Origin of the sequence: Hyphomicrobium sp. CS1GBMeth3 (assembly GCF_900117455.1) — a bacterium.
GTDB lineage: Bacteria > Pseudomonadota > Alphaproteobacteria > Rhizobiales > Hyphomicrobiaceae > Hyphomicrobium_C.
In genome coordinates, this window is sequence record NZ_FPHO01000002.1 from 615,109 (window position 1) to 634,845 (window position 19,737).

The following is a 19,737-nucleotide window of genomic DNA, read 5'->3' on the forward strand; positions in this document are numbered from 1 at the left end:
AACACGGAACCGGCTTGGCACACGAAAACTGTGCGCCATCGCTGCCGCGACCGTGCCAAACTGGGCGGGTGCTTTTCGATCTTTGCCTTAAAACTTAGCTGCTTGCCGGGGAAGTGCAAGGTGGGCCGGCCCGCTTTGCGGCGGGAAAAGGGACTTTATGGTTGCCCGGTGGGGGCTGAGGCGGGCCGAGGCCAGTCCACATGCCACCCACAAGCCAGATGGCCTAGAGGCTTGGAGAACAGCCGAAATTCCGCCATTCTGCCGTGGGACGAGGCTTCAATCGAGACGAGGGATTCGGACGCGCGCAGCCCCCGCGAGGGGACACGGCGAAAGGTGGCGCCCCAGAGGTGCCCCACGCCGCGCTGGACCGGCCGCATCCCCGCAGGGGGCCTGCGGGAGCCGAGCGTGGTCGACGTTACATGAGGATTTTCTCGCGATACGTCTTCGGTCAGTCCGGCAGTGCGCTAATCCTGGTGCTGCTGTCTCTGACAGGTGTCGTCTGGATTTCACTGGCGCTACGCGAGCTCAACGTCGTCACGAGCAGCGGGCAGAGCGCGCTAACACTCGTCAAAATGACGACGCTCGGCCTGCCGAGCTTCATTGCGGTCATCACGCCGTTCGCGCTGCTGATCACGACGATCCACACCTTGAACAGGCTCAACGGCGACAGCGAGATCATCGTTCTCACGGCCTCCGGTGCAACGGCTTGGACGATCGTCAAGCCGCTCGCTGCTCTCGCAGCGGTGGTCATGATCGGCATCACGTTCGTCAATCATATCGCCGCGCCATGGAGCTATCGGGAGCTGCGCGAGATCATTCTGCAGGTCAGGACAGACCTGCTCACCCAAGTCATCCAGCCCGGCCGCTTCTCGAGCCCCGAACGCGGGCTCACATTCCATATCCGCGAGCGCACGCTGGACGGCACGCTGCACGGCCTCGTCATGCACGACGCGCGCAAGGACAACGAGGTGCAGTCCTATCTCGCGGACAAGGGCGTGCTCGTCGAGGACAACGGAGGCGCCTACCTGTTCATGATGGACGGGCACATTCTCCGTCGCAACGGAGGCCTCAGCGAGCCGACACAGATCATCGCTTTCGACAAGTACGCGGTCGATCTCGACAGCTTCGAGCGTCGCGTTCAGGAAGGCGCGACGCAGCTCCGGCCGCGCGAGCGCTATTTCGGCGAGCTTGTCGAGGGGATGAGCGAGGCGCCCGAGGAGGACGCCGAAAAGGGCAAGCGGGCAAAGGATGACAATCCTGGAAAAATGCGCGCCGAGTTGCATGAGCGTTTCTCGAGCGCGCTCTATCCGCTGGCGTTCGTGCTCATGGCCGTCGCGATGGTCGGGCAGGCGCAGAGCACGCGTCAGAACCGGCATGCCCGCATCGGGCTCTGCTTCCTGGCCGGCGTCGGGTTGCGGCTCGGGGGGCTCGCGGTGAACAACGTCGTCAGCTTGCACGCCGGGGCGGTGCCGTTTCTGTATCTCATCCCGCTGGCGGCGATCGTGGTGTCCATGGTCCTCATCGTGCGCGGCACGCGCCAGTCGCGCGGGGCGGCGCGGCTCGACACGATCGTCGACGCGACGATAGCGCTTGGTGAGCGGCTCAGGCAGCGCTTCGGGCGGCGTGCGCAGCCCGCAGGCGCGAGGAGCTAGCGATGCCCGGCATCTCCACCCTGTCGCTCTATCTCAGCATGCGGTTCCTAACCGCCATCTTCGCGGTGTTCGGGCTGTGCACCGTATTGATTTTCATGATCGATTTCGTGGAGATGCTGCGCCAGGCCGGTAAGCACGGAAGCGTCCCCGTGGGTATGCTCGTCCGCATCACGGTGCTCAGATTGCCGGCCTACACGGAGATCCTGCTGCCGTTTGCCGTGCTCGTCGGCTCGATCGGCACGCTGTTGATGCTGAGCCGGAAGAGCGAGCTCGCGGTGATGCGTGCTGGCGGCATGTCCGTCTGGCAGTTCCTGAAACCCGGCATTGCCGTCGCGCTTCTGCTCGGCGTGTTCAGCTCGCTCGTCTTCAATCCGCTGGCCGCCCAGGCCCGCGACAGGGCCGAGGGGCTTTACGCCGATGCGTTCGGCCGGGAATCGACGACGCTCGGCAAGGGCGCCGGCGGCCCGTGGCTGCGGCAGGACGGTCTCGACGGCCAGTCCATCCTGAGCGCCGCCTCCGCAGGCCGCCGCGGCACGGAGCTCAAGGCCGTCACCGCCTTCGTCTACGACAAAGAGGGCCGCTTCACCGAGCGGGTCGACGCCAAGGAAGCGCGGCTTCAGGAGGGCTTTTGGGTCCTGCGGGACGCGGTCGTTTCCGGCGTCGGCCGGGAGCCGGAAACGTTCGGCCGATATTTGCTCTCAACCTACCTTACACCCGAGCGGGCGGCCGATGCCTTCGGCAGCCTCATCTCGATCTCCTTCTGGGAGCTTCCAGACCTTATCTATGTTGCTGAAAAAGCCGGTCTTTCCACAACTCAATTGCGCACGCAGTACGAGCTTTTGCTGACCCGCCCCCTCCTCTGCATCGCCATGGTGTTTTTGGCGGCAACTGTGTCGTTGCGGTCATTCCGCTCAGGGGGGATCCAGACTATGGTTGTTACAGGAATGGTAGGGGGCTTTGGGTTTCTCCTTTTCGCTGAGGTTTCAAGGCAAATCGGCACAGCCGGCCTTGCCCCGGTTTGGGCGGCGGTCTGGGTTCCGTTGCTTCTCGCCATTCTGTGTTCGGTCACGGTGCTGTTGCACCAGGAGGACGGTTAAGTGATGCGTGTTGCGCGCACATTGCTGGCGACATGCACTCGGTTCCTCACCCCGTATTCCCGCCGGCAGGCGGAGGATAGGGGGCGTTTGCGCTTGTCTTTTGCAACCATTCCTCACTCCATGCCCCGCGCACGCCTCCAGCTCTCCGTCATCCCAGCCCTCCTCCTTCTGGCGTTTGCCGTGGCCGGGGCGAGCCCGGCGCTCGCTCAGCTCCCGAAACAGAAGGGCTCCGCCTTCCCGGAGCAGCCCGGCGGCATCTTCGGCAAGCCCGAGAAGCTCGACCGCTCGCTGCCGCTCTACCTGCAGGGCGACGAGCTGGTCTACGACAACTCTGGCAACCGCGTGATCGCGCGCGGAAACGTCGAAATCTACTACAACAAGAACGTGTTGACGGCCGACGAGGTAATCTACGACCGCAGTGCCAACACGCTGACGGCGTCGGGCAACGTTCAGCTCAAGGACGCGAACGGCAACGTCATCCGGGCCGAGAACTACACGCTGACGGACGATTTCCGCGACGGCTTCGTGCAGTCGCTGTCGGTGGTGGCGCGCGACGATTCACGCATCACGGCCTCGCGCGGCGAGCGCCGCGAAGGCAACATCACCGAGTTCTCGGACGCGACGTTCACGGCCTGTAAGAGCGAGGGCAACGTTCCGCCGCTGTGGTGTATCGGCGCCAAGCGCGTGATTCATGATCAATCGGCGGCCACGATCTCCTACCAGGATGCCGAGTTCAAAATCCTCGGCGTTACGGTCGCCTACCTGCCCTACTTTGAGCACCCGGATCCGTCGGTGAAGCGCAAGAGCGGTTTCCTGGCGCCGACCTATGGCAACTCGAACGACCTCGGCGTCTTCTTCGAGCTGCCCTACTATTTCGCGCTGTCGCCGCACTACGACTTCACGTTCCGGCCGCGCTACATGAGCGAGCAGGGCGTGCTCTGGCAGGGTGACTGGCGGCAGCGGCTGGCCAACGGCGAGTACAGCGTCAGCCTCGCCGGTATCGACCAGGACTGGAGGGATCTGCCGGGCGATCCTGATAGTGCGCGGAATCGCGATGGTTGGCGCGGCAGCATCGAGACGCACGGCCGCTTCTCGCTCTCGAGCTGGTGGAGCTACGGCTGGAACGCGATCATCGAGAGCGACGATTCCTTTCGCCGCTTCTACAAACTCGACAGCGTGCTGCTGACCGACCGCGTCAACGACGTTTGGCTCGTCGGCCTCTCCGAGCGTAATTACTTCGGCGCCAAGCTTTATCACTTCGGCGGCCTCCTCGTGGAGGACGACGACGCGGCGGAATCGCTGGTCCATCCGGTGATCGACCACAACTACGTGTTCAAGGACCCGGTGCTCGGCGGCGAGCTGCGCTGGAGAGCGAACGCATTGAGCCTGTCGCGCTCGGACGTCGACTCCGCTTCCGGCCTCGTCTCGCAAGACATGAACCGCGTGATTGCCGAAGTATCCTGGCGCCGCCGCTTCACCGACGCGGTCGGCATCACCTACACGCCGTTCGGCGAGCTTCGCGGCGACGTCTACCAGGTGGATTATTCGGATTTCAACGATCCGAACGACCCCACCCTGAACCTCGACGATACCTTCCTGCGCGGGCTCGCGACGGGCGGTGTCACCGTGTCCTATCCGTGGGTGGCCAATGTGGGCGCCACGTCGCACGTCATCGAGCCGATCGGCCAGCTCGTCGCGCACAATTCCAGTGTCAGCCAGGCCGGTTTGCCGAACGAAGACGCGCAGAGCCTGATTTTCGACGACACCAATCTGTTCTCGACATCCAAGTTCTCGGGCTATGACCGCCTCGAGACGGGCGTGCGCGCCAACGTCGGCCTGCAGTACACCTTCCAGGGACCGGTGGGATACGCGCGTGTTCTCGCCGGCCAGAGCTTCCATCTCTCGGGTGACAACGCCTATAGCGAGAATAGATATCAGGACGGTACGGCATTCAACGCCGACAGCGGCCTCGAGACCGACGATTCCGACTACGTGCTCGGTGTCTACCTGGCGCCGACCGATATCTTCCGTGTGATCTCGCAAACGCGCTTCGACGAGGACGACCTGTCGGTGCGGCGCGCGGACTTGACCGGCGTGTTCACCTACGGGCCGCTGTCGACCGCCGTCACCTATACCTACGGCCAGGTCTTCGACTACCAGACGAACAGCTCGTACACAGCCTCGAACGATTACCGCGAGGGCGAGGAAATTCTCGGCCAGGCGACGCTGCGTCTGACCGATCGCTGGACGCTGTCGGGCTCCATGCGCTACGACCTCGACAACAACGAACGTCTGATGGACTCGATCACGCTCGCCTACCTGGACGAGTGCTTCATGCTGAGCGCCACCTACAGCGAGACGTTCATCACCGACCCGGGCCGCGATATCGAGCCTGACCAGGTTGTGATGCTGCGCTTCGAGTTCAAGCACCTCGGCGGCTTTAACTATCAGACCAATGTGGTCGACTACCTCGGCGGCGAAGACTCCTCGGCGTTCAAGCAATCGAATTGATATCTCTCCCTGCCGTGCCGGATTACCGGGTGCATGGTCCCGGATCGGCAGGTTTAGGCTTCGCCGCCTTGGCACTGCCAAGGTTCATGTGGATAAGTTGCTGAGGCGCGTGGCCTTTGCGCCCGAATCCCGCCGGGCTTATGCTGGTGGGCACTTAGCCCCGGAGAGCCGGATGCGCCGGCCCTCGATGTCCAACCGGTCGCGATTTGACCCGTCTGCGCTGACGAGACAGCCTTGATGTCCAATTTTACCCGTGCCGTCGTTTTAGCTACCGGGGGAGCCCTGCTCGCCACCGGCTTCGGCGTGCTGAGTGCCGCCGCTGAGCCCGGCAAACCGGTTCTGCTGGCCCAGACCACGGCCAATGCCGAGATCGTCAATCCGGCCCTCAAGGCGGAACGTCCCAAGGGCGGCCTTTCGATTGCCGTTCTCGTCAACGACGAGCCGATCACGGCCTACGAGATCGAACAGCGCGCAGCGTTCCTCGCCCTTCAAGGTGGAGGTGGCGGCGGTGACATGCGCGCCAAAGCCGAGGCGCGCTGGAAGTCGATCATCCAGAACCCGAAGACCAACGAGCGCTTCAAGCAGATTCTGCAGAAGAACAACGTGCAGTCGCAGGAGGAAGCGCAGGCGCTGCAGACAAAGTTCGTCAAGCAGCTGCAGGCCGACATGATGAACCAGCTCAAGCGCGAGGCCCGCTCCAGCGCGCTCGCCGGATCGAAGGGCAAGGCGCAGGACGAGCTGATCGAGGAGAAGCTCAAGCTGCAGGCCGCAAAACAGCTCAACGTCGTCGCAGAGGATGCCGAGGTCGACAAGATCGTTGGCGGTATCGCCGAGCGCAACAAGATGACGCTCGAGCAGTTCGGCCAGCACATGAAGGGCATGGGTGTCGACATCCGCACCATGAAGAGCCGCTTCAAGGCCGAGATGTCCTGGCGCGAAGTCGTTCGGCGTCGCTTCGGCCATCTGGTTTCGATCACCGAGCGCGACGTGGACCAGCTGATGGCGACCACGTCGGTACAGGCTCAGGGCGATGTCGAGTTGCAGGTCCAGCGCATCACGTTTCCGCTGCCGGGCGCCGTCGATCAGTCGGTCATTGCACAACGCATTGCCGAAGCTGACGCGGTAGCGCGGCAGTTCTCGGGCTGCGCGTCGTTACCATCACTCGCGGCCTCCGCGGGAGGCCGGCACGAGGATCTCGGTGCGCGCAAGCCATCGACCATTCCGGAGCCCACCCGTAGCCTGCTGCTTAATGCGCGTGACGGCGATCTCCTTCCGGCAAGCGTCAGCAACGGCGGTGTCGAGCTGTGGGCGCTGTGCGGCCGGAAGGCCGAAAACTCGGCGCGCGAGAACGCTCAGGCCGAGCTTCGCCAGCAGGAGTTCGACGTGCTTGCCCAGAAGCATCTGAAGGACCTGCGGCAGGACGCGTCCATCGAGATCCGGTAATGAGCCCCGCTCCTCCCCTCGCCCTGACCGCGGGCGATCCAGCGGGAATCGGACCTGACATCACGCTTATTGCTTGGCTGGCGCGGCGCGAGCAGGCGCTGGCGCCATTCGCGGTATTCGGCGATGCCGATGTTCTCGCCGCGCGTGCGCAGGCGCTCGGGCTTTCGGTCGACATCGCGGTGATCCCGGCCGTTTCGCAGGCGGCATCCGTGTTCGAGACGCGCCTCCCTGTCTTTCCTGTTGCGTGCCCGGCGCCTGTGACGGCCGGCCAGCCGGATTCAACCAACGCGCCGGCGGTCATCGGCTCGATCGAAGCTGCCGTGCTCGCCGTGCGCAAGGGCGATGCGCGGGCGGTGGTGACGAACCCCATCGCGAAATCCGTGCTCATGACATCCGGATTTTCGCATCCCGGCCATACCGAGTATCTCGGCGCGTTGGCGGAAGCGCATTTCGGCGCCCTGAACGCGAGGCCCGTCATGCTGCTCGCGTCCGATGCGCTCAAGGTGGTGCCGCTCACCGTGCACATTCCGCTGGCGCGCGTGCCGGCGGCGATCTCGGCCGAGGCGATCGAGACGACCGCTCGCATTCTTGACCGCTCGCTCGCTCAAGACTTCGGCATTGCTCAGCCTCGTATCGCGGTGACCGGTCTCAATCCACACGCGGGCGAGGACGGCAGAATTGGAGACGAGGACGCGCGCATCATCGCGCCGGCGATCGCCGCGCTCGTGCGCGAGGGATTGGCCGTGACCGGCCCGCATCCGGCGGATACGCTGTTCCATGCGGAGGCGCGGCAGGCCTATGACGCGGTGCTCGCGATGTATCACGATCAGGCGCTGATCCCGATCAAGACGCTGGCCTTCGATACGGGCGTCAATGTCACCATCGGGCTGCCGTTCGTGCGCACGTCGCCCGATCACGGCACGGCCTTTTCGCTCGCCGGAACGGGGCGTGCGCGCGCTTCGAGCCTCATCGAAGCGCTCAAAGTTGCCGATGCGATTGCTCGCCGCCGCGCGAGCCACAGCGCCGAGCGCGTCTGATGGGAAGCGCGGCCGACGACGATGCCGAGCATGCGGAGGCACGGCCCGGCGCAAGCCCCGACGGCCTAGCACCGCTGCGCGACGTTATCCGCCGCTACGACCTCGCCGCCAAGAAGAGCCTCGGGCAGAACTTCATTCTCGACCTAAATCTGACGCGCCGTATCGCGCGTGCCGGTGGCTCTATTACAGGGCGCACGGTGGTCGAGGTGGGACCTGGGCCGGGCGGCCTTACGCGCGCCTTGCTGCTCGAGGGCGCGGCGCGCGTCGTGGCCGTGGAGCGGGATTCCCGCTGCCTGCCGGCGCTCGCTGAAATCAGCGCGCGCTATCCCGGTCAGCTCGAGGTGCACGATGGCGACGCGCTCGAAGCAGATTGGCGCGGGCTCATCGGCGGGCACACCGGCAAGGCCGTCATCGCCGCGAACCTTCCCTACAACGCCGCGACGACGCTGCTCGTCGGCTGGCTCGAGACCGAGCCGTGGCCGCCGTGGTGGGACCGCATGGTGCTGATGTTTCAGAAGGAGGTCGCGGAGCGCATCGTCGCTCAGCCGGGAGGCAAGGACTACGGGCGCCTTTCGGTGATCTCGCAATGGCGGGCGTCGGCGCATATCGCGTTGACGCTGAAGCCGGAAGCCTTCACGCCGCCGCCGAAGGTGTCTTCGGCCGTCGTCGTGTTCACGCCGCGCGAGGTGCCGCAACCCGCCTGCTCCGTGACGGCGCTCGGACGCGTCACCGCGGCGGCATTCGGCCAGCGGCGCAAGATGCTGCGGGCGTCGCTCAGAACGCTGGTCGCAAACCCTGAAGAGCTTCTGGACGCCGCCGGCATTGCACCGGATCTCAGGGCCGAACGCTTGTCTGTGCGCGATTTCGCGCGGCTCGCCCTTGTTTACGAGCGATCGATCGCCGGGCGCTGAGCAGCGCCTTAAGCCACCGCTGCTATTTCACGCCGAGCTTCTTCTGCAGGCTCGACGACGAGGTCGTGTACTGGAACATCAGCTTCTTGTCGGGATACACATATTTGTGCGCTTGCTGCGCCATCAGCGCCGCCTCGTGGAAGCCCGACAGAATGAGCTTCAGCTTGCCGGGATACCAATTGATATCGCCGATCGCGAAGATCCCCTTCTCGCTGGTCTCGAACTTCTCGGTATCGACTAGGATCAGGTTCTCGTTGAGGTTCAGGCCCCAGTGCGCGACGGGGCCGAGCTTCATGGTGAGCCCGAAGAAGGGCAGCACGGTATTCACCGCGAGCCGCTCCTCGCCGTTCGCGGTTTTCGCCGTCACCGCTTCCAGGTTGCCGTTCTCACCGTGCAGCTGTGTGACCTGGCCGATGACCAGGCGTACCTTTCCCTCGGAGACAAGCGCGCGCATCTTCTCGACCGAGTGCGGCGCGCCGCGGAACTCGTCGCGCCGGTGCAGCAGCGTAAGCGAGCGCGCAACCGGGGCAAGGTTCAGCGTCCAATCGAGCGCGGAATCACCGCCGCCGACGATCAGCACGTCCTTGTCGCGGAAGTTTTCCATGCGGCGGACCGCGTAGAACACCGACTTGTCTTCGTAGGCCTCGATGCCGTCGAGCGGCGGGCGCTTGGGCGTGAACGAGCCGCCGCCGGCGGCAACGACCACCACCTTGGCCGTGACCTCGCGACCGGCGTCGGTCTTGAGATGAAAGCGTCCGTCCTCGCCGCGCTGCAGTTCGTCAACGCGTTCGCCGAACACGAACGTGGCCCCGAAGGGCTTGATCTGCTCCATGAGCCGATCGGTAAGCTCCTGACCGGTCACGGTCGGCAGCGCCGGAATGTCGTAGATCGGTTTCTCGGGATAGAGCTCGGCGCACTGGCCGCCCGGTCGATCGAGAATATCGATGACGCAGGTCTTGATGTCGACGAGGCCGAGCTCGAACACGGCGAAGAGCCCGACGGGGCCGGCGCCGATGACGACGGCGTCGAATTCCGCTGCGCCGGTAGACGTGCTGTCGGCCGCTGCGGCGTCGTCCAGTGCCATGATCGTTCTCCTATCTCGCGCGTCGCCGGCCGCGCTCTTTCCAATTGCTCTGTCGCGCTTCAGAACTGTTTTGCTGGGACGCGGACGGTGAGCCCGTCCAGCTCGGGCGTGACTTTGATCTGACAGCTCAGGCGGCTCTCGGGGCGCACGTCGAAGGCGAAATCCAGCATATCTTCCTCGAGAGTCTCGGGCGAACCCGTCTTCTCGACCCATTCGGGATCGACGTAGACGTGGCAGGTGGCGCAGGCGCAGGCGCCGCCGCATTCCGCCTCGATACCTTCGATGTCGTTCAGCTTGGCCGCCTCCATGACGGTAATGCCCGGTTCAGCGTCCACGGTCTGGCTCGTGCCGTCGGGTTGGACGAAAGTGATTTTTGCCATCGACGGCCTGCTCCAAGTGCTGCTGCCCCTCCCCTCAAGCGAGGCTGATGCGTGCGTTCCGGACGCTTTCACGGTCCGAAGCGCTCATCATCTTGTACGGAGCATGATCGCGGCAGGATTAAAGGGCCCGGATGTGAAATTCAAGCACCGGCACTGCCCTGCGTCCGAACGCCGGGACACAGTGAAAAGTATTAAATTGCAATAAGTTGTGTGTGCCGCCTGAAATCAGGCGCGGGTTGCATCAGCGGGGAAGACAACCGCGACGTAGCTCTCGACGGCCTCGCCTGCCGTTTCGAGCTCGGCCAGCACCCGCTCGCGCACCGCCTCGTCGGTCACGCCCGAGGTCTTCTCGGCCTCTTCGGCCAAGCGCGCGATCTGCCAAGCGCCGACAGCGCGCGCGGAGCCCTTGATGGTGTGGGCCGCGATCTGCCACTCGCGATCGGTCGCTGCGAAGCGCAGCTGTTCGATGCTGAGCGGAAGCTGCGCCAGGAAAAGGCCGATAATCTCGCGCTCGAGTGTGGCGCTGCCGAGCGTGTAGCGGGCCAGGTGGACGCGGTCGATGGGCTCGCCTGTGGGAACGCCAGGAGCGCCGCCCTCGGCGGCGTGACCGGGAATGCGGGTGTCATGGCGGACGAAAAGCGCGCGTTCTCGCAGGTGGGCCATTGGCGTTCAGACCTACTCTTGGGAAGGACCTCTGATCCCGGTGCCGGTTCCCGTCGGCACCCAGGATTTGCAGGCGCGGACTGAGAGTCCGCCGCCCTGCTCTAATAAAGTCTGAACGCAATACGCTAAGTAATTGTTAATTCGTATTATAAGATTGACATTGATTCAACGGCTTCGGCTGGTTTTTTGGAGTTGCAGCGTCCCATTCTGCGACACCGCCGAGGGGCGGGCGAACTTCATTTGGCCCCAAAGGTCTCCTACCCCCGGAACCGGCACCCAGGATCTCAAGGCGCGGCAGACGAACGTCTCCGACGAGGAGCGGCGGATTGCGACTGCCGAAAAGACGGTTGATTGGGCCGGTTACGGTCAAAATCCCATTTGAGCAAAAGCCTTGAGTTGCAGTAACGTGGTGGTGGGCGGCCGTTTTTCGGGCGCGGACGGGGTGGATGGCTCAGGAACAGAAAACAGGCTCGGCGGCCGCTCCGAAGGGGCCACCCGACGGGGCTGCTCAGGCGGCTTCGGTTAAGACTTCGCCTGCGTTGCCCCCTCCCCTGCCGGCTGGAGCCGCATCCGGCAGCGGCGATGCTTCCAAATCCAATGCGCCCACGAAGGGCTCTGGCGACAGCAGCCTCGCGGACTCTCTGGCGCTGGTTCTGCCGGCAAGCTCCGTCGTTAACCTCGGATCGGCCACAGCGTCGGGCAACCACAAGCTTCCGCCGCCCCTTCCGAACATGGCCGCGCGGGCGCAGGCAGCGCCGCCCGTGGCGAGTGAGCGCCCTGCCGAGCCACCGGTGGAGCCGGTCCGGCGCATGGCGCGCCGGCGTCCCGCTGGCCCCCCACGCCAGAAGATCGCCGCCAATGACGACGCCCCGTCCATCGGCGGCCTGATTTATGCTCTCGAGCAAAAGCCTTCGACGACGCCGTTCAAGTACGCGGCCATGGCGTCAGCGGGCTGGGTCGCGATCTGCCTGGTCTTCGGCTGGATCATCGTCAGTGCTGAACTCGAAGCGGGCGCGACGCTCGCGACGCTGCTCGCGAAGCCGTCCACCTTCCTCACAGTGACCGCGATCATCGTGCCGATCGCCGTGCTGTGGGCGCTGGCGCTACTCGCCTGGCGCTCGGACGAATTGCGTCTGCGCTCCTCAACGATGACGGAGGTGGCGATCCGCCTCGCAGAACCCGACCGCATGGCCGAGCAATCGGTGGCGTCGCTCGGGCAAGCCGTGCGCCGGCAGGTGTCGTTCATGAACGATGCCATCTCCCGGGCGCTCGGCCGCGCAGGAGAGCTCGAAGCTCTGGTGCACAACGAGGTCACCGCGCTCGAGCGCTCCTACGAAGAGAACGAGCGGAAGATCAAGAGCCTGATCCAGGAGCTTGCGGGCGAACGCACCTCTCTGCTCTCGACCAGCGAGCGTGTTACGGAAACGCTGAAGACGCTTGGCACCGACATTCCGACCTTGATCGACCGGCTCTCCAATCAGCAGATCAAGCTGGCTGGCATCATTCAGGGCGCCGGCGACAACCTGGCCCAACTCGAGACTGCGGTTGGACAGAGCACGGACAGGCTCGAGAGCGCGCTGGGCGGCAAGACACACCAGCTGCAGGTCATGCTCGAAGGCTACACCTCGGGCCTCGCGACAGCGCTCGGCGCGCGCACGGACCAGCTGCAGGCCGCCATCGCGAGCTACGTCGACACGCTCGATACCTCGCTCAGCCAGCGCACCGAAAAGTTGCAGAGCGTCTTCGAGGAATACGCACGCGCCCTCGACACGTCGCTGTCCAACAAGGCGCAGGCTCTGGACATCCAGCTCGTCGAGCGCACCAAGGCGCTTGATGCGGCGTTCGGTGAGCGGCTGCGCTCGTTCGACGAGTCGATCGTACGCTCGACGATGACGATCGACTCCGCCGTGGCCGAGAAAGCGCGCGCACTGACGAGCGCGCTCGACAGCCACGCGCGCTCGTTCAGCGAAACGATCGCGCGCCAGGCCGTCAACCTCGACGAAAGCGTGATGCACGGCATCAACTCCGTGCGGCGCACTAGCGAGAACATCACGCGCCAGTCGCTGAAGGCCATCGAGGGCCTCGCCGGCCAATCCGATATGCTGAAGCGCGTGTCGGAGAACCTGCTCGGCCAGGTCAACGCCGTCACCAACCGGTTCGAGGGTCAGGGGCAGGCGATCATGCGCGCCGCCAACTCGCTTGAGAACGCCAACTACAAGATCGAAGCGACGCTGCAAGGCCGGCACGCCGAGCTGACGCAGACCATGGAGCAGCTGACCGGCAAGGCGGACGAGTTCGGCCGCTTCGTGCAGGGCTTCTCTTCGACGATGGAGGGCTCGCTCACCAGCGCCGAGCAGCGCGCGCGGGCGGCGGCCGAGGAGCTTCGCGTCAGCACCGAGGCGGCGCAGAGGGCAGCCCTCGCCGATCTCGAACGCTTCCGGCTCGAAGCCGGGGCCGAAGGCGAGCGAGCGCTCGATGAGCTCAAGAACCGCTTCTCCTCAATCTCAAACGTCGTGACCGAGCAGCTCTCCTCTCTCACGAGCCGCTTCGACGAGACGTCGGACGAGGTGCGCCAGCGCGCGAGCCGGGCCGCAGCCGACATCGCCGCCGAGCAGGCGCGCCTCAAGCGCGAGATGGACCAGTTGCCGACGGCAACGCGCGAGAATGCGGAAGCCATGCGGCGCGCTCTGCACGACCAGCTGCGAGCCATCGAGCAGCTCTCGAACCTCACGACGCGCTCGATCTCCGGCCGCGACGTCTCGTTGCCGCAGCCGTCGCCCTCGCCTTATGGCGGATCCGCGCAGAGCTCTCTCACGGGCTCCTATGTTGCAGAAGCACGTGGCGCGCCCCGCCAACCGACATCTCCGTACCAGCAGGCCTTGCCGCGTCCCGGCGGCGCGGGGGGTGGTCCACCGGACGGACGGGAAGGCTGGTCGCTCGGCGATCTTCTGGCGCGCGCCTCGCGCGACGACGAGGCGCACGGCGCCGGGACTCATCCCCCGCCCCAGCTGCCTGTTGCGCCGGTTCCGTTTCAAAATCAGATTGACCTCATCGCACGCGCACTCGATCCTGCGACCACGGCTGCCCTTTGGCAGCGCATTGCCGCCGGGCAGCGCGGTGTGATGGTCCGCAGCATTTACACGCCCGAGGGGCGCGCTATTTTCGACGATCTCAGCATACGCTACCGATCCGATGCCGACCTGCAGCGCACGATCAACCACTACTTAATTGATTTCGAGAATATCCGTCGCGACGCCGAGCAGCGAGACCCTTCGGGGCGTGCGGTCAACGCACATCTCCTCTCCGATATGGGACGGGTCTATCTGTTCTTGGCGCATCTCAGCGGCCGTATTTCGTAAACGGACGCTTCAGCGAAAGACCCTGATGAGCGCCGAGTTAACGTTTGCGGTTTCTATCGACCGATTTCCATTGAGGGTGCCGTTCGTGATCTCGCGCGGCGCCAAGACGGAAGCGGTCGTTGTCTCCGTTACTGTCTCCGATGGCCGCTTCACCGGCCGCGGTGAGTGCACGCCATATGGCCGTTATGGCGAGACCCCGGAGTACGTCGCGTCCGCGATCTCCGCCGTGGCAGACACCCCGCATCTCCTGGCAAACCGGGCGGCGCTCCTCGCCGGAATGCCCGCAGGCGCAGCCCGCAACGCGCTCGATTGCGCGCTGTGGGACCTCGAGGCGAAAGGCAGCGGCGTGGCCGCCTCCAAGCGCGCCGGCATCACCGGTTCCGTAGCCCCCGTCACGACCTGCTTCACGTTGAGCTTAGACACGCCGGAAGAAATGGCGCGATGCGCCAAGGACGCCGGTCAGTATGGGCTGCTGAAGCTCAAACTGGGCGGCGATGGCGACATGGACCGCATGGCGGCCGTGCGGCAGGCGCGTCCGGACGCACGCCTCGTCGCCGATGCCAACGAGGCCTGGAGCGAGGATATGGTGGGGCCGTTCCTGGCAGCCGCGGGCAATGCCGGCTTCGAGCTGATCGAGCAGCCGCTTCCCGCCGGGGCCGACGACATGCTCGAAGGGCTTGCGCATTCGGTTCCGGTCTGTGCCGATGAGAGCGTGCATACACGCAAGGATCTTCCGGCCGTCCTGCACCGCTATGACGCCGTTAACATCAAGCTCGACAAGGCCGGTGGCCTCACAGAAGCGCTGGCGCTGCGGGACGCGGCGCGCGAGGCGGGGCTCCGCGTCATGGTCGGGTCAATGGTGGCGACATCGCTCGCGGTGGCGCCGGCGTTCATCCTGGCGCAGGGTGCGGAGTGGGTGGATCTTGACGGGCCGTTGCTGCTGTCCGTCGATCGCGACCCGCCGGCCCGCCTCGATGGCGGTCTACTCTATCCGCCTCCGGCGCGGCTCTGGGGCTGATCAGGCCGGACGCTCCTCGCTCTCGGACCAGAGAAGGCCGCCACTCCAACGGGCGCGGACGATGATCGCGCCGACGAGACCGACCGCCGCCAGCGCCGCCATCGCGAGGTAGGCCTGGCTGCCGACCCGCGCGTAAAGCCAGCCTGAGGCCAGGGTCGAAATCCCCATGACGACTCCTGAGGCGACGCTGGCGTAGAGCGCCTGAGCGGTGCCTTGCGCGCTTTCCGGCACGGCGCGGGCGATAAAGTGCATCGCTGCGAGGTGAGAGCCGCCGTAGGTCAGGGTGTGCAGCATCTGCAACGGGATCAGCGCCGTGAGCGGCGGAGCAAGGCTCATCAGCGCCCAGCGCGCGATCGCGGCACCCGTCGCGGCGAGCATCAGCGTCACCGGTCCCCACCGACGGATCACGTTGCCGGAGTATGCGAAGAGCGCCACCTCACCAGCGATGGCGATGGCCCATAGCGTGCCAACCCACGCAGTCGAGATCCCCTGCGCGTGCCAGGAGAGCGCACCGAAGGTGTAGAACATGCCATGGGCGCCCTGCGCCGCGCCGACGGCGACCAGAAACGCGAGAAAGATCGGCGATCCGACGAGCTTCTGCGCTTCGCGGAGGCCGTATCCGCTAGGTGCTTTCCGTTCGGGACGCTCGGCCGGGTTTTCTCGGTAGCGATCCGGGCGAGCAGTTGCGCACTCGGGGAGCATCCAGCCGAAACCGGCCGTCACGATCACGCCAGCGATGATGCAGCCGATCACGACGCCGGCGCCGACGTGGTCGATCAACCAGCCGCCGATAAAGCCGGCGACGACGAACGTAATCGAGCCCCAGAGCCGCATCCGCCCATAGTCCAGGCCATGAGTTCGCACGCCCGCCACCGCGATGGTCTCGGTCAGGGGCATGATGGTCGAGAAGGCGATGGCAAGCAGCATGGCAAAAAGCAGGATCAGCCAGAAACCCTGCAACTGCGAGAGCCCGACCGCGAGCACCACGGCCGTCCACGCCAGCACGTTGATCAGGGTTCTGTGGCTTCCCGTACGGTCGGCCAGCATGGCGATGGTCGGGGTGATGAAGATGCGCAAAAAGAGCGGCGCGGCGGTGACGATGGCAATCTCCACGGCGCTTAGCCCGCGCACGTCGAGCCAAACAGGCAGATACGGCAGATGCACGCCGAGGATCAGGAACAGCGCGCCATAGAAGAAACCCAGACGCAGACTGTAGGACGTGCGCGCGGCTGCGGCCGTTCTTGGTTTGTGATCCTGCACCTGCGCCACCGACGCCGCCGCTCTCTGTCCTGCCCGTGCGCGGCGTTTAGCAGAGGTCTCGAAGGGGCGCGAGAGACGCACTCTCAGCTTGCTACTCAAAAAGAAAAAACCGGCCCGGAGAACCCGGACCGGTTTTTACCGAGCGAACGGCGTCCCTGATCGCCGATCAGCTCCCCCCAAAAGTAGTAGTGTTGTGCGCTGCTCTATCGCCCCCCGACGTAGGCGCTGCACGAGGGGCAGAGTTGCAGAAGAGGGCAGTGGTGGCAATACGGAGGCGACTTTGGGGCACCGCATTCAGAGGATGGCGATGCAAGGAAGCAACATGTCATAACCCGTCCGATTAACCCATTGGTTGACTGCTGTTTTGCGAGGCCCTTCCGGTCCCGTTGCGCCGTAAACGGATGTTAGCGCCGCCGGCGGATGCCGTGCAGATGATCGACGGGCCCATTCCCCTTGCCGACAGCCAGCGTTTGGCCGCCCTTGATGGCAATCCAAACGTAGTCCTTGGCGGCCCCCACTGCGCTTGGCAGCGAGTCCCCCTCAGCGAGGCGCGCGGCGATGGCAGCTGCCAGCGTGCAGCCGGTGCCGTGCGTGGCGCGCGTTGCGATGCGCGGCGCGGAGAAGCGCAACGATCCTGATTGCAGAACGAGGATGTCTGTGGCCTCCGGCCCCTCCCCGTGCCCATCCTTCATCAACACCGCCTCGGGTCCGAGCGCCAGCAAGCGGCGGCCTTGCGCCTCCATCTCGTCGGCCGAGGTTGCGATCTCCTCGTCCAGCAGGCGGGCGGCCTCGCGCAAGTTCGGCGTGACGACTGTTGCCCGCGGGAAAAGGCGCGTGCGGACCGCGTCTATGGCGTCGGGCGCGAGCAGCACGTCGCCGCTGGTTGCAACCATGACCGGATCGACAACGAGCGGCACACCTCGGAAGGCTGACAACCCGTTGACCACAGTGTCGACGGTCGCCGTGTCGGCGAGCATGCCCGTCTTGATGGCACCGACCGCGAGATCCGAGGCGATCGACGTCATCTGCGCGGCGATGATGGCCGGCGGCAGCGTCAGCACGTCCTGCACGCCCTGTGTGTTCTGGGCCGTGATGGCGGTGAGAACCGACGCGCCATAGACGCCGAGCGCCGTGAACGTCTTGATGTCGGCCTGGATGCCGGCGCCGCCCGAGCTATCGGAGCCGGCGATGGTGAGCGCAATCGGCGTGGCGTTCGGCGCGGCGGCCAAGGCTCATCCTCCCGGCGTGAAATCGCGCAGGTCGTTCTGCAGCCTTTCAGGCGTCAGCGTTTCCTCGATGCGCGCGAGGCCCGGGAAGGTCTCGATCAGCCACTGCCCGAGCGCCTGGATGGAGAACCAGTCGAAGACGTTGAGGAAGGCGATTCCGGTCAGCACGAGAAGCACGCCCATGATCTTCTCCATCGTCACCAGGTGACGCCGGAAGCGCTGCAGGAAGGACAGGAACGGCCGGATCGCGACTGCCGCCAACACGAACGGAATGCCGAGCCCCAGCGAATAGACCGCGAGCAGGCGTACGCCCGCGCCGAGGCTCGCCTCATTGGCGGCGAGCGCGAGCACGGTCGCCAGGATCGGGCCGATGCACGGTGTCCAGCCGAACGCGAAGGCGAGCCCCATGATGTAGGCGCCGAGGAAGCTCGCGCCTTCGTTGCCGTGGTGGTAGCGCTTCTCGCTCATCAGGAACGGGATGCGCAACAGGCCGAGGAAGTGCAGGCCGAACAGAATGATCACGATGCCGGCCGCGATCGAGAGCTCGGCGCGCCAGGTCTGGATGAACTGGCCTACGAGGGATGCGCTGGCACCGAGGGCAATGAACACCGTCGTGAAGCCGAGCACGAAGAAGACTGACGCCAACACGACGCGGCGCCAGACTTTTCGCTCGAGGCCCTTCTCGTGCGACAGCTCCTCGAAGGTTGTACCGCCGAGGTAACCTAGATAGGGCGGCACGAGCGGCAGCACGCATGGCGACAGGAAGCTCACGAGCCCCGCGAGCGCCACGCCGAGATAGAGATGGGCTTCGGCGAACACATTCGCTCCTTATCGCGTGAGCGCAGCGACGCCGGGAAGCTCGCGGCCTTCGAGCCACTCGAGGAAGGCGCCGCCGGCGCTCGATACGTAGGTGAAATCGCCCGTGACGCCGGCCGAGTTGAGAGCCGCCACCGTATCACCGCCGCCTGCCACGGAGACCAGGTTGCCCGCCTTGGTGCGCTCCGCGGCAGCGCGGGCGAGCGCGAACGTGCCCTCGCCGAAGGGGGCGATCTCGAAGGCGCCGAGCGGGCCATTCCACAGCAGCGTCTCGCAGCGCGACAGAACGTCGACGTAGTGCGCGACTGTCTTCGGGCCCACGTCAAGGATCATCTGATCGGACGGCACATCGATTGTCAGCACGGTGCGCGACGGCGCGCCGGGCTCGAAGCGCTCGGCCACAACCAGATCCTGCGGCAACACGATCTCGCAGCTCCGCGACTTTGCCGCGTGCATGATCTCGTGCACGGTATCGAGCAGGTCCGGCTCGGCGAGGGACTTGCCGATCTCGACGCCGCCCGCGAGCAGGAACGTGTTGGCCATGCCGCCGCCGATGATCAGCTTGTCGACCTTGGCGGAGAGATTGGTCAGGACTGGGATCTTGGTCGAGACCTTGGCGCCGCCGACGACGGCTGCCACCGGCCGCCTCGGCTCCTCGAGCGCGGTGCGCAGCGCGTTGATCTCTTCCGTCATCAGCGGTCCGGCGTAGGCCGGCAGCAGGCGCGCGATCCCCTCTGTCGTCGCATGAGCGCGATGGGCCGCCGAGAACGCGTCATTGACGAAGATGTCGCCCAGCCTGGCGATTGCCTTGGCGAGCTCAGGATCGTTCTTCTCCTCGCCCTTATGAAAGCGCGTATTCTCGAGTACGATGACGCCGCCCTCGGGAAGCGACGCAACGGCTTTTTCCGCCGGCTCTCCAATGCAATCGGGCGCAAACGCCACCGGCAGACCGGCGAGCTTGCCGAGCGCATCGGCGATCGGGGCTAGGGAGTTCTCAGTGTCGGGTCCGTTCTTCGGGCGGCCGAAGTGCGAGAGCACAATGACGCGCGCGCCGCGGCTCGCGAGATCCTTGAGGCCGGGGACGACACGCTCGAGCCGCGTGGCATCCGTCACGGTGCCGTTCTTGGCGGGCACGTTGAGATCGGCGCGCACGAGCACGCGCTTGCCTTTGAGATCGAGGCCGTCCGTCGTCTTCAGCTTGTCGAGGTTCATGCCATCCTTCCGATCGAGATCGATGCGCTCCGTTCGCCCCCTTCGACGGAGAACGGGTCCGCGCTGCC

Annotated in this window: 15 protein-coding genes; 8 read left to right on the forward strand and 7 right to left on the reverse strand. The window is 65.3% G+C overall.

Translation table 11 applies throughout. The features are described 5' to 3' along the window. Positions 1–419: 419 nt before the first annotated feature. From lptF to rsmA, 6 genes are all read left to right on the forward strand, one after another. Positions 420–1,652, forward strand: coding sequence for an LPS export ABC transporter permease LptF (lptF, locus tag CS1GBM3_RS02970; protein WP_072391180.1), 1,233 nt, complete (start codon positions 420–422; stop codon positions 1,650–1,652). 2 nt (positions 1,653–1,654) lie between these two features. After that, a complete protein-coding gene (gene lptG / locus CS1GBM3_RS02975; RefSeq protein WP_072391183.1) occupies positions 1,655–2,749 on the forward strand; it encodes an LPS export ABC transporter permease LptG in 1,095 nt (364 codons plus the stop codon). A 120-nt stretch (positions 2,750–2,869) separates the two neighbouring features. Further along, complete coding sequence (locus CS1GBM3_RS02980) at positions 2,870–5,260, forward strand: LPS-assembly protein LptD (RefSeq protein WP_072391186.1); 2,391 nt, start codon at positions 2,870–2,872, stop codon at positions 5,258–5,260. Between the two features lie 237 nt (positions 5,261–5,497). Then, entirely contained in the window at positions 5,498–6,703 is a 1,206-nt protein-coding gene (locus CS1GBM3_RS02985) for a peptidylprolyl isomerase family protein (protein ID WP_072391189.1), read from the forward strand. Next, on the forward strand, positions 6,703–7,740 hold the full coding sequence (gene pdxA, locus CS1GBM3_RS02990) for a 4-hydroxythreonine-4-phosphate dehydrogenase PdxA (protein WP_072391191.1): 1,038 nt from the start codon (positions 6,703–6,705) through the stop codon (positions 7,738–7,740). Before CS1GBM3_RS02985 ends, pdxA begins: the two co-directional genes overlap by 1 nt. Then, complete coding sequence (rsmA, locus tag CS1GBM3_RS02995; RefSeq protein ID WP_072391194.1) at positions 7,740–8,651, forward strand: 16S rRNA (adenine(1518)-N(6)/adenine(1519)-N(6))-dimethyltransferase RsmA; 912 nt, start codon at positions 7,740–7,742, stop codon at positions 8,649–8,651. Before pdxA ends, rsmA begins: the two co-directional genes overlap by 1 nt. 22 nt (positions 8,652–8,673) lie before the next feature. Here rsmA and CS1GBM3_RS03000 read toward each other — a convergent pair whose 3' ends face one another. From CS1GBM3_RS03000 to CS1GBM3_RS03010, 3 genes are all read right to left on the reverse strand, one after another. After that, positions 8,674–9,735, reverse strand: coding sequence for an NAD(P)/FAD-dependent oxidoreductase (locus CS1GBM3_RS03000; RefSeq protein WP_072391197.1), 1,062 nt, complete (start codon positions 9,733–9,735; stop codon positions 8,674–8,676). Between the two features lie 59 nt (positions 9,736–9,794). Then, positions 9,795–10,115, reverse strand: coding sequence for a 2Fe-2S iron-sulfur cluster-binding protein (locus tag CS1GBM3_RS03005; RefSeq protein ID WP_072391200.1), 321 nt, complete (start codon positions 10,113–10,115; stop codon positions 9,795–9,797). A gap of 225 nt (positions 10,116–10,340) precedes the next feature. Next, positions 10,341–10,778, reverse strand: a complete 438-nt coding sequence (locus tag CS1GBM3_RS03010) for an Hpt domain-containing protein (RefSeq protein ID WP_083566994.1) — start codon at positions 10,776–10,778, stop codon at positions 10,341–10,343. A gap of 446 nt (positions 10,779–11,224) precedes the next feature. Here CS1GBM3_RS03010 and CS1GBM3_RS03015 point away from each other — a divergent pair, with 446 nt between their 5' ends. After that, positions 11,225–14,137 (forward strand): apolipoprotein A1/A4/E domain-containing protein, encoded by a 2,913-nt coding sequence (locus CS1GBM3_RS03015; RefSeq protein ID WP_244534537.1) that lies wholly within the window; start codon positions 11,225–11,227, stop codon positions 14,135–14,137. 25 nt (positions 14,138–14,162) lie between these two features. After that, positions 14,163–15,155: an N-acetyl-D-Glu racemase DgcA gene (gene dgcA / locus CS1GBM3_RS03020; protein ID WP_072391203.1), complete on the forward strand. Its 993-nt coding sequence runs from the start codon at positions 14,163–14,165 to the stop codon at positions 15,153–15,155. Here dgcA and CS1GBM3_RS03025 read toward each other — a convergent pair whose 3' ends face one another. The 4 genes from CS1GBM3_RS03025 to CS1GBM3_RS03040 all read right to left on the reverse strand — a co-directional run bounded on the left by CS1GBM3_RS03025 (position 15,156) and on the right by CS1GBM3_RS03040 (position 19,669). Then, on the reverse strand, positions 15,156–16,415 hold the full coding sequence (locus CS1GBM3_RS03025) for an MFS transporter (RefSeq protein ID WP_072393550.1): 1,260 nt from the start codon (positions 16,413–16,415) through the stop codon (positions 15,156–15,158). Positions 16,416–16,819: 404 nt separating this feature from the next. Then, a complete protein-coding gene (gene thiD, locus CS1GBM3_RS03030; protein ID WP_072391206.1) occupies positions 16,820–17,644 on the reverse strand; it encodes a bifunctional hydroxymethylpyrimidine kinase/phosphomethylpyrimidine kinase in 825 nt (274 codons plus the stop codon). A gap of 3 nt (positions 17,645–17,647) precedes the next feature. Then, positions 17,648–18,460: a cytochrome c biogenesis CcdA family protein gene (locus CS1GBM3_RS03035; RefSeq protein ID WP_072391209.1), complete on the reverse strand. Its 813-nt coding sequence runs from the start codon at positions 18,458–18,460 to the stop codon at positions 17,648–17,650. 9 nt (positions 18,461–18,469) lie between these two features. Beyond that, a complete protein-coding gene (locus tag CS1GBM3_RS03040) occupies positions 18,470–19,669 on the reverse strand; it encodes a phosphoglycerate kinase (RefSeq protein WP_072391211.1) in 1,200 nt (399 codons plus the stop codon). Positions 19,670–19,737 lie beyond the last annotated feature (68 nt).